Source organism: Flavobacterium sp. K5-23 (assembly GCF_023278045.1).
Lineage (GTDB): Bacteria > Bacteroidota > Bacteroidia > Flavobacteriales > Flavobacteriaceae > Flavobacterium.
The window spans coordinates 2,659,861-2,671,550 of the sequence record NZ_CP056783.1 but is presented as its reverse complement, the minus strand read 5'-3'; the positions used below and the strand labels follow the sequence as shown (position 1 = coordinate 2,671,550).

8 protein-coding genes are annotated in these 11,690 nt (G+C 33.0%); 1 reads left to right on the top strand and 7 read right to left on the bottom strand.

What is annotated here, in order from left to right; translation table 11 throughout:
- Positions 1-281: 281 nt before the first annotated feature.
- The 6 genes from ilvC to FLAK523_RS11535 all read right to left on the bottom strand — a co-directional run bounded on the left by ilvC (position 282) and on the right by FLAK523_RS11535 (position 8,553).
- Positions 282-1,751 carry a ketol-acid reductoisomerase gene (ilvC, locus tag FLAK523_RS11560; RefSeq protein ID WP_248903541.1) on the bottom strand — a complete coding sequence of 490 codons (1,470 nt, stop codon included), beginning with the start codon at positions 1,749-1,751 and terminating at the stop codon, positions 282-284.
- 66 nt (positions 1,752-1,817) lie between these two features.
- Positions 1,818-2,339 (bottom strand): acetolactate synthase small subunit, encoded by a 522-nt coding sequence (gene ilvN, locus FLAK523_RS11555; RefSeq protein ID WP_248903539.1) that lies wholly within the window; start codon positions 2,337-2,339, stop codon positions 1,818-1,820.
- 4 nt (positions 2,340-2,343) lie between these two features.
- Positions 2,344-4,038 carry a biosynthetic-type acetolactate synthase large subunit gene (gene ilvB, locus FLAK523_RS11550; protein WP_248903537.1) on the bottom strand — a complete coding sequence of 565 codons (1,695 nt, stop codon included), beginning with the start codon at positions 4,036-4,038 and terminating at the stop codon, positions 2,344-2,346.
- A 40-nt stretch (positions 4,039-4,078) separates the two neighbouring features.
- Positions 4,079-5,752, bottom strand: coding sequence for a dihydroxy-acid dehydratase (gene ilvD / locus FLAK523_RS11545; protein ID WP_248903535.1), 1,674 nt, complete (start codon positions 5,750-5,752; stop codon positions 4,079-4,081).
- Between the two features lie 275 nt (positions 5,753-6,027).
- Complete coding sequence (gene leuB, locus FLAK523_RS11540) at positions 6,028-7,146, bottom strand: 3-isopropylmalate dehydrogenase (RefSeq protein ID WP_248903533.1); 1,119 nt, start codon at positions 7,144-7,146, stop codon at positions 6,028-6,030.
- A 231-nt stretch (positions 7,147-7,377) separates the two neighbouring features.
- Positions 7,378-8,553, bottom strand: coding sequence for a 2-isopropylmalate synthase (locus FLAK523_RS11535; protein ID WP_248903531.1), 1,176 nt, complete (start codon positions 8,551-8,553; stop codon positions 7,378-7,380).
- A 235-nt stretch (positions 8,554-8,788) separates the two neighbouring features.
- On the opposite strand from FLAK523_RS11535, the gene FLAK523_RS11530 reads away from it, so the two are divergent.
- Entirely contained in the window at positions 8,789-10,333 is a 1,545-nt protein-coding gene (locus FLAK523_RS11530) for a hypothetical protein (protein ID WP_248903529.1), read from the top strand.
- Between the two features lie 259 nt (positions 10,334-10,592).
- On the opposite strand, the gene FLAK523_RS11525 is transcribed toward FLAK523_RS11530, so the two are convergent.
- Positions 10,593-11,597: a zinc dependent phospholipase C family protein gene (locus FLAK523_RS11525; protein ID WP_248903527.1), complete on the bottom strand. Its 1,005-nt coding sequence runs from the start codon at positions 11,595-11,597 to the stop codon at positions 10,593-10,595.
- Positions 11,598-11,690: the final 93 nt, after the last annotated feature.

The following is an 11,690-nucleotide window of genomic DNA, read 5'->3' as shown; positions in this document are numbered from 1 at the left end:
GAAAAACAACATATATTTCAAACCAATCATAATATAACACCGTGCATGCAAAGTTGTTTTTCAATACTATTATTATAATTCTGCTGTTAAACAGAATATTATTGTAAAATTATATGGGATTACTTCACTTAACTTTTAATCTCGTCTAAAGCTAAGTGAATGTAAAGCCGCTGTATCCACTTGATTTTTATACTTTATAAAAAACTAATTCCTTATTTTTAAAAGTAAAAGACACAGAACTAATCCCATCACACCTCAGGTGCGCTAATTTCAACTTCATTTTATCCAATTTTTTTCATTGCAGTCATCGATTCTCTTAACCAAGTACCAATTTCTTCTATAGGATGTTGACGAATACTGTTATTTACAGCAATAAGTGCTGCATTTTCAACCCCATTAGATGTTGAGAAAGCCTTCCCTATTACATTTGTATCAATCGTTTTCATGAATTCAGTCAATAAAGGCTTACAAGCATGATCGAATAAATAACATCCGTATTCAGCAGTGTCCGAAATGATTCGGTTCATTTCGTATAATTTTTTTCTTGCTACAGTATTTGCAATCAAAGGCAATTCATGTAAAGACTCATAATATGCTGATTCTTCAATTATACCTGATTCGGTCATAGTTTCAAAAGCTAGTTCGACTCCCGCTTTTACCATAGCAATCATAAGTACTCCATTGTCAAAATATTCTTGTTCAGAGATAGGCGCTTCAGTAGCAGCTGTTTTTTCAAAATTAGTTTCGGCAGTTGCGGCTCTCCAAGTCAACAAATTGATATCATCATTAGCCCAGTCAATCATCATGTTTTTTGAAAATTCACCTGAAATAATGTCGTCCATGTGTTTTTGAAATAAAGGACGCATAATTTCTTTCAATTCTTCACTTAATCTAAAAGCTTCAATTTTTGAAGGATTAGATAAGCGATCCATCATATTCGTAATTCCACCGTGTTTTAAAGCCTCGGTTACTGTTTCCCAACCAAATTGTATCAATTTAGATGCATAAGCTGGTTCGATTCCTTTTTCAACCATTTTATCAAAACATAAAATAGAACCCGTTTGAAGCATTCCACAAAGAATTGTTTGCTCTCCCATTAAATCCGATTTCACTTCGGCTACGAATGAAGAATTCAATACTCCTGCTTTGTGTCCTCCAGTCGCTACAGCATAAGCTTTTGCTTGAGCAAAACCATTATTATTAGGATCATTTTCAGGGTGAACAGCAATTAATGTTGGCACTCCAAAACCTCTTTTATACTCTTCACGAACTTCTGAACCAGGGCATTTTGGCGCACACATAATTACAGTTATGTCTTTACGAATTTGCATTCCTTCCTCAACGATATTGAAACCATGAGAATAAGCTAATGTAGCTCCGTTTTTCATTAATGGCATAATAGCCGTAACAACAGCAGTATGTTGTTTGTCTGGTGTTAAGTTACATACCAAATCGGCTGTAGGGATCAGTTCTTCATAAGTTCCCACTTTAAAACCATTATCTGCAGCATTCATAAATGAAGCTCTTTTTTGCGCAATTGCTTCGGCACGTAATGCATAAGAAATATCTAAACCTGAATCTCTCATGTTTAATCCTTGGTTTAATCCTTGAGCACCACAACCTACGATAACAACTTTTTTACCTTTAAGTGCATCTATTCCATTTGAAAATTCAGATTGATCCATGAATTCACAAACTCCTAATTGTTCTAATTGTAATCTAAGTGGTAATGTATTGAAATAATTTGCCATTTTTAATTGTATTTTAATTTTCGAAAGATTGCCTTTCTTGTTGTTGTTTTCTTTTAATTTTTTTGCTTATTGTAGCTCTTCCAATAAAGTTGATATTTCCATTTTCTCTTTCGAAACAGAAATCCTTCCAGAACGAACAAATTGCATAATACCGAAAGGTTTTAATTTATTGTAAAGTTCTTCTATGTCAGAACGTTGTCCCGATTTTGAAATCACAAAAAACTCTCTAGCTACTGTAACTATTTCTGAGTTGCTTTCTTTGATGATATTTTGAATTTGTTTTTCATCGAATAATAAGCTGGATTGGATTTTGAACAATGCGTTTTCAAGAAAAATAGTTTCTTCATCAACATGATAAAATGCTTTGATGACTTCTATTTGTTTTTCTATTTGCCCTACAATGTTCTGCACCCATTTTTCGCTGGTGTTGACCACAATAATAAACCTTGAAACGTTTTCAATCTCTGATTCAGAGACGTTTAAACTCAATATATTAATGTGTCGCTTTAAGAAGATGCCAGATATTCTATTTAACAATCCAATGTTGTTTTCTGAATATACTGAAACGGTGAATGTTTTATTTTCCATACTATTAGCTTAATCTGATATCCGAAACCGAAGCTCCTGTTGGAATCATTGGGAATACATTATTTTCTTTTTCTACCATTACCTCAAGGAAATAAGAGTCTTTTGAAGCCATCATTTCAGCAACAGCTGCGTCTAAGTCTTCTCTTTTGGTTACTTTTTTAGCTTTAATATAATAGCCTTCAGCAATAGCTGTAAAGTTTGGATTAATCATTTCAGTAGAAGCATAACGCTTGTCAAAAAACAACTGCTGCCATTGGCGCACCATTCCTAAAAATTCATTATTCAGCACTACAATTTTTACAGGGACTTTAGTTTGATAAATTGTTCCTAATTCCTGTATGGTCATTTGAAAACCACCATCACCTATAATTGCTACAACTTCTCGTTCTGGCATTCCCATTTTGGCACCAATAGCAGCTGGTAATGCAAATCCCATTGTTCCTAAACCACCTGAATTAATCATGCTTTTTGAATGATTGAATTTGGCATACCTACAGGCAAACATTTGGTGTTGACCTACATCAGGCACTATAATCGCATCTCCTTTAGAGTGTTTATTAATCATTTCGATGGTCTCACCCATAGAAATGCCTTCTTTCTTTGGATTTAACTCCTCATTAATTACGGTGTCTAATTCTATATCGTATAATTCTTTGAATTTATTATGCCATAATTCATGTGAATTATTTTCGATAAATGGTAATAGCGCACTTAAAGAATCTTTAACATCAGCCAAAACAGCAACTGTCGTTTTAACATTTTTATCCACTTCAGCTGGGTCGATTTCAAAGTGAATTACTTTGGCTTGTTTAGCATAAGTAGCTAAATTTCCAGTCACACGGTCATCAAAACGCATTCCTATAGCAATTAACACATCGCATTCATTTGTGAGAACATTTGGCGCATAATTACCGTGCATTCCTAGCATTCCTACATTTAAAGGATGTTCCGTAGGTAATGCTGATAATCCTAATATAGTCCAAGCAGCTGGAATCCCAGCCTTCTCTATCAATGCTTTCAATTCGGCTTCAGCTTGACCTAGTATTACTCCTTGTCCAAATACAATAAAAGGTTTTTTGGCTTTGTTAATCAATTCAGCAGCTTCCTTTACTTTTTCTATATTTAATGTTGGTTTAGGAATGTAACTTCTGATTCCCGTACATTTCTTATAGCTAAATTCGAATTCGTCAAATTGAGCATTTTTTGTAATATCAATCAATACAGGACCTGGACGACCCGATTTAGCAATATAAAAAGCTTTAGCCATAATTTCAGGGATCTCTGAAGCTTCTGTAATTTGGTAATTCCATTTGGTTACAGGAGTTGAAATTCCGATAATATCCGTTTCCTGAAAAGCATCCGAACCCAATAAATGTTTTCCCACCTGACCGGTAATACAAACCATTGGAGTGGAATCAATTTGAGCATCGGCTATTCCTGTCACCAAGTTTGTTGCTCCCGGTCCAGATGTTGCAATTGCCACACCCACTTTTCCAGTAGCTCTTGCAAAACCTTGAGCAGCGTGCGTCGCCCCTTGTTCATGACGTACTAATACATGATGCAATTGATCTTTAAATTTATATAATTCGTCATAAACAGGCATAATAGCACCACCTGGGTAGCCATAAACCAAGTCTACTCCTTCTTCTAATAAGCATCTGATAACGGCTTCTGCGCCAGATATTTTATTTGTTTTCATTGGTGTCATTTTATTCGCTAAAAGTCTTTGGCTTTTTGCTTTATTTATCAGTTACACATCCTGTGGACGCACTAGAAACTGATCGTATGTATTTTAGTAAAACTCCTTTTTTAATATTTGATACAGGTTGCACCCAATTCGCTTTTCTTTCAGCAAATTCAGCTTCAGAAATTTTCAGATTAATCGTGTTCTTAATAGCGTCAATCGTGATAATATCACCATTTTTGACTAAAGCGATTCCACCACCATCAAAAGCTTCCGGAGTAACGTGTCCTACTACAAATCCATGTGAACCACCAGAGAATCTACCGTCTGTAATTAAAGCGACACTTTTTCCAAGACCAGCACCCATAATGGCTGATGTAGGTTTAAGCATTTCAGGCATTCCTGGCCCACCTTTAGGTCCACAATACCTAATGACGACCACATTACCAGGTTTTACTTCACCACTACGAACTCCAGTTATTACATCATGTTCATTTTCATAAACAATAGCGTCTCCTTCGAAAAATTCCCCTTCATTTCCGCTAATTTTCGCTACACAACCTTCTTCTGCAAGGTTTCCGTATAAAATTTGAATATTTCCGGTTGCTTTTAACGCTTTTTGAATTTCGTGAATTACATCTTGACCATCGTTTAAATCTGGAACAGCAGCTAAATTTTCAGCTAAGGTTTTCCCGGTAACCGTTAAACATTCGCCATATAACAATCCTTCTTTTAATAAATATTTCATTACCGCAGGAACTCCTCCAGCTTCATGAAGATCTTCCATTAAGTATTTTCCACTTGGTTTTAAATTAGCAAGTAATGGTGTTTTATCACTGATGACTTGAAAATCTTTTAATGTAATTTCGATATCAACAGAATGTGCCATTGCGATAAGATGCATAACAGCATTTGTGGAACCTCCCAACACAGCAACCATAGTAATAGCATTTTCAAATGCTTTACGCGTCATAATGTCTTTAGGCTTGATATCTTTTTCTAATAATATCTTAATCGCTTTTCCAGCGTCCAGACATTCTTTTTTCTTCTCCTCGCTTAAAGCTGGGTTTGAAGAACTATAAGGTAAACTCATACCCAAAGCTTCAATAGCCGAAGACATTGTATTTGCTGTATACATTCCTCCACAAGCACCTGCTCCTGGACAAGCATTCTGGATAACTCCTTTAAAATCTTCAGGTTCAATAGTGTTACTGAACTTTTTACCTAATGCCTCAAACGCGGATACAATATTTAAAGATTCCCCTTTCCATTTACCAGAATGAATACTTCCTCCGTAAACCATAATCGATGGGCGATTGACTCTTCCCATAGCAATAATGGATCCCGGCATATTTTTATCACAACCCGGAACAGCAATTAATGCATCATACCATTGTGCTCCCATTACAGTTTCAATTGAATCAGCAATTACATCTCTAGAGACTAATGAAAAACGCATACCGTCAGTACCGTTAGACATTCCGTCACTTACACCAATTGTATTAAAAATTAAACCAACTAAGTCTTCTTTCCAGACTCCCGTTTTGATATCTTTAGCTAAGTCATTTAAATGCATGTTACAAGTATTTCCCTCATAACCCATACTTACAATTCCCACTTGCGCTTTCTTTAAATCTTCTTCGGTTAAACCTATTCCGTATAGCATCGCTTGTGCTGCTGGTTGAGTTTCGTCTTGAGTTATAGTCTTGCTGTATTTATTTAATTCCATCAGTTTAATATTGTTTATGTATTTTTAAGTTTATTGTATAAAAAAACCCCCCAGATAATTGGGAGGTTTCTAAATATATGTTTCAATTATATCTATACCATTCCCCTTGCACTTGTGATAATCACAATGACAATAATAATTGAAGGAATAATTACGAATAATTTCATTTTCTTTTTTTGATATTTAACAAATGTATAAAAACAAATGAAACTCACAAGAAACAAGAATAAAATTAATATGCTTTCAATTATTAAATATTCTGTTGATTATTGCTTTTATACAATAGTCGACTGTCCGATATGGACATTTGCATTATTGAAATACATTAAATCATCTTTGTCTAAAATATAATTCGAAATAAAATCTCCTACGTCACTGGTACCATATTTTGAATCGGACTTCAGGTCGATGGTAACTACATTATATTCTATTGCTTTTTCAACTGCTTCATACACCTTTTTAGCTTCTTTGTGAAGATTAAAATGTTCCAAAAGCATTGCAGCAGACAATATGGAAGCTATTGGATTTGCAATATTTTTCCCTGTAGCTTGCGGATACGAACCGTGAATAGGTTCGAAAAGTGCATTTGTAGTTCCCAATGAAGCGGAAGCCAATAATCCAATTGAGCCCGTGATTACACTAGATTCATCAGATAAAATATCTCCAAATAAGTTCTCTGTTAAAATCACATCAAACTGTCTTGGATTTAAAATAATTTGCATTGCAGCATTATCAACAAATAAGAAATCTAATTCAACATCTGGGTACGATTGACTAATGGTTTTTACCACTCTTCTCCATAAACGGGATGTTTCAAGAACATTTGCTTTATCTACTAGAGTCACTTTTTTACGTCTGTTTTGAGCCGTTTTGAAAGCCATATGAGTAATCCTGGAAATTTCTTCTTCAGAATATTCACATAAATCTGAAACAACTGTTCCAGCCTCATTTGTTTTTTTCTCTCCAAAATAAATTCCGCCAGTAAGTTCTCTGAAAATTGTAAAATCAGCACCTTCAATGATTTCTTTTTTTAATGGAGAAGAATCTAGTAATCCTTTATATGGTTTAATAGGTCTAATATTTGCAAAAAGCCCTAATTCTTTCCTTAATCTCAATAATCCTTGTTCTGGGCGTACTTTTGCTTCAGGATCGTTATCGTATTTTGGATCTCCAATTGCACCAAACAGAACAGCATCTGTATTAAGGCACAAATTAAGTGTTTGTTCCGGTAATGGATTTCCAGTTTTTTCAATTGCAATAGCTCCCATAAGGGCGTCTTCATACACAAATTCATGGTCAAACACTTCACCAATGGCATTCAAAGCTTTCTTTGCTTGTAAGATTACCTCTGGACCTATACCGTCACCTGCCAGTACTGCTATTTTTAAATTCATGGTTTTTATTTTATATTTTTTTAATACCGTTTTTTACAATTCCGAAAAGGAATTTATATAATTTAATGTTTCTATTTACGTAATTTTATATTACGCTTTTATTATCATATTAAACATTACGCAAGATTTAATATGTAAAAATACTAATTTGCATAATGTAATCTTTGTAAATTAACATAAATATCACTAATTCTACACTAATTAATAAAGTTAAAATTAGGGAGTAAATTATTAACTAGCTTTTAATTCACTATTTATATTTGACGCTTCAATAATTTGATGAATATCGACATCTAGAACTTCTTTTTTAATATCTGCAAATTTCAAAAACTCTATATATACAATGTCTAGTTGCACTTTTGTTAGTTCGTAACCCACTTTTTTTGCTCTATAAGCCAATGCTGCTCTTCCACTTCTGGCGGTTAAAACAATAGAAGATTCATTGACACCGACTTCTAAAGGATCCATAATTTCATAAGTAGATCTGTTTTTAATGACACCATCCTGATGAATTCCTGAACTGTGAGCAAAAGCATTAGCACCCACAATAGCTTTATTTGGTTGTACAACCATACCCATACTTTCAGAAACCAAACGACTCATTTCGTTTAATTGCTTCGTATTGATATCAGTATATAAATTCAAATATGGATGTTGTTTTAAAATCATAACCACTTCTTCAAGTGCCGTATTTCCCGCTCTTTCCCCTATTCCATTTATGGTACATTCTATCTGTCTTGCTCCGTTTATAGCACCGGAAATCGAATTGGCGGTAGCCATTCCTAAATCATTATGACAATGGCAGGAAAGTATTACGTTTTCTATCCCTTTAACGTTTTCTCTTAGATATTTTATTTTCAAACCGTATTCCTCAGGAAGACAATACCCTGTTGTATCAGGTATATTAAGTACCGTTGCACCTGATTTTATTGCTTCTTCACAAACCTTAGCCAAGAAATCATTATCAGTTCTACCTGCATCTTCAGCATAAAATTCTACGTCTTCAACATAAGTTTTAGCATGCGAAACTGCGTATTTTGCTCTTGCAATGACATCTTCTCTCGTAGTGTTAAGTTTGAATTTTATGTGAGAGTCTGAAGTTCCAATTCCAGTATGAATTCTAGGTTTTTTCGCGTATTTTAATGCTGCTGCTGCAACATCTATATCATTTTTAACGGCTCTGGTAAGTCCGCAAACAGTAGCGTTTTTTACAATTTTACTTATTTCAGAAACAGACAAAAAATCTCCAGGGCTAGAAACAGGAAAACCGGCTTCTATAATATCAACACCCATTTCGTCCAGGCGATTTGCTATAACAAGTTTTTGTTTGGTGTCTAATTTACAACCAGGGACCTGTTCTCCATCTCGCAAAGTGGTATCAAAAATTTGGATTTTTTCTCTATTCATCGTCATGTTTATCTTTTCTTTATTTTTATCTCTGATGGAATCACTTATAAGGCTGTTTTTGTTAAATTAAAAACATACCGAATTAATTTTTTTAATGTAATTTCACATCTTGAAACAAAAATAGAATGCTTTACTTTAATATAAAATCCATTTTATTGGCTTTATACTGTTTATAAACCAATTAAATTCAGGATAACTCCAATAAATACAACCTGTTACGATATATTATTTTACAATGGCTAACCCTCAAAAAGATTTCTTATTTGTATTGATAAAATCACTTTCAAAGTCTGAGAAGAGACAATTTAAGATTTTTGCAAGTAGATTAGAGACAAGTTCGAATACAAAATTTATCGAGTTATTCAACATTTTAGACAAATCAGAAGTCTATGATGAAAAGATTATTTTGAAAAGTGGGATTATCAAAAAAGTACAGTTATCGAACCTTAAATCATACTTATACAAACAAATATTGGTGAGTATTCGATTGAATATCCCTAGCCAGAACATACGATACCAGTTAAGGGAACAAATTGATTTTGCCGCCATTCTTTATAATAAAGGGCTTTACAAACAAAGTCTGAAGATCTTGGATAAAACAAAAATCCAAGCATTGGAAAATGACGAAAAAAACATAGCTTATGAAATTGTAGAATTCGAAAAACTCATCGAATCACAATATATTACCCGTAGTATTCAAGGGCGTGCTGATGAATTAGTTATTCAGGCCAAAGAATTAAATTACCAAAATACAATTTCTAGTAAACTGTCTAATTTATCATTACAATTGTATGGTATTATGCTAAAAACTGGATACGTAAAGAGTGATGAGGAATATCAATACATAGATAATTATTTCAATAAGCACATTGCTAAGCTTGACCAAAAAAAGTTTGGCTTTCGTGAGAAATACTGGTATTACAATGCAAACCTTTGGCGAAGTTTTCTAGTTCAGGATTTTCTTTCCTGTTATAAATATTCGCTTAAATGGGTGACTCTTTTTTATGACAACCCAAATATGATTTTTCTTAATCCTGTCTTTTTCATAAAAGGGAATCATTATTTGCTGGAGTCTCTATTTATGCTTAGATACAAATCCAATTTCAAAAAATATTTGGAGCTATTCGAAGGCACTTTAAACGATCCTCGCTTTCCTGTAAATGATAATGTAGCCTCATTATCCTTTTTATATTTGTATAACAACAAATTGAATTATCATATTCTGGATGGTACTTTTGCTGAAAGCGAATACCTGATTCCTGAAATACTGACCAAAATAAAATTACACTCTGAACATCTTGATGAGCATCACGAAATGATGTTTTATTATAAAATTGCTTGTATCTATTTTGGTAACGATAAATATGCTGAATCGATATTTTATTTAGAGAAAATCATAAACAATAAAAATCTTTCTATGCGGGAGGATTTGATGTGTTTTTCGCGCATACTCTGCCTGATTGTTCATTATGAAATGGGTAAAGATTATTACTTGGAAAACCAACTAAAAACCACCTATAAATTTCTAATCAAAATGAATGATTTGCATGAAGTGCAAAAGGAAATTATTCGTTTCATGAAAAACCTGAATTCTATTTATCCCGGAGACCTTAAAAAAGAGTTCATAAAAATGAGGGAACGATTTATCGAGTTAGAAAAAAACACTTATGAGAAAAGAGCTTTTCTTTATTTGGATATTATTTCTTGGCTTGAAAGTAAAATTGAGAACAGGAAAATAGGTGATATTATTAAGGAAAAAGCAAAACTTAGTAACAGGTAGTAAAGATCTGTTTCATTTTAAATTTAAGAAAAACGGTTATATTAAAAGCATAGAATAGAATAATCTTGATCTTTTCTTTTGAACCATATAAGATATAGAAATTCATTTAAGTTGTTTTTTTCTTTAAAATTAGAACTACTTAAATTACTTATATGTTTTAAAAATATGCCGAATAGCATTTAGAATATACAACAACCTAGAACTAAAAAAGCCTATGAATAAACATCATAGGCTTTAAATATTTTTTTATTTGATAAAATTAATCTGCGTCTTTATCGCTTTCAATACCGAATAGTTTTCCTTTATTGAAAGTTTTCAAATCCTTTTTCAAAAATCTACTGTTGCGTTTAGTTAATTCTTGAGAATCTAAATTACTCAAATCAGGCTTTCCTGCATTTACCCACGCAGTATACCAAAAACTTGCTGTTACTGTAATTGCTTTTCTCATTTGGCTTTCTACCATTCCGTCTAAGGCCTTGTGAAATTTACCTGCATATTCATCCGTATATCTTACACCATTGAATTTGTTTTTTAATATTGTTCCATTTTCATCAGTAACAAATACTTGGTTTTTAGGTAAAGAAGTTCTTAACCCCTTATCAGCAGCTAGTAAAGGTTCAACTAAACTATGAGTATCTTTAATCATATCCCAAGTTGCTTTATCAACATCTGCATAATACTGAGCTTGTGGAGCATTTAACTTGTACTGTTTAACAAATAAATCAGGTAATCTACTTTCCCACAAAGAATGAATCCCTTTTTGATCCGTATTTTGTCCATCATGATTGTCTGAAGTATGTAAAGGCATGTGTGCATCCGCAATATAATGACCTAAATCACCCGCAAGAAATAAAATCTCCGATTTTCTTTTGTCTTTAAAAGCTTGTGTAAGCTTAACCATCATATCCTGGATATACCATGGTAGTATCCCGTTTTTCGATAAAAATTTATCATCATATTTCTTTTTGGCTTCAGTCATAGTCTTAGGAAAACTGTCTACAGCACCAAAATTTTCCATATCAAAATAATGTCTTGGCCCTTCAGCCTTATCTTGTAAAACAAATTTCCTTAAATCGGGAACTGTAGATTCCTGAGTTATAAAATCAATATGATTGTAAAAGAAAACTTGTAAGGGTGCTGGCAAAGCCATTACCGCCGCTCTATTGATTCTTTCATGGCCAACAATTCCCCAAGAAAGGGTTAAAAAACCTATTGCAATTGCAGAAAACAATATTACAGTACGTTTCAATTTATTATTTTTCATAATTTATATTTATTTGAAGTGCAAATATATTTTTTAAATACATTAGTATTACAAAAAACACAGGGTATTTATTTATTTGTTATTAAGTTTTTA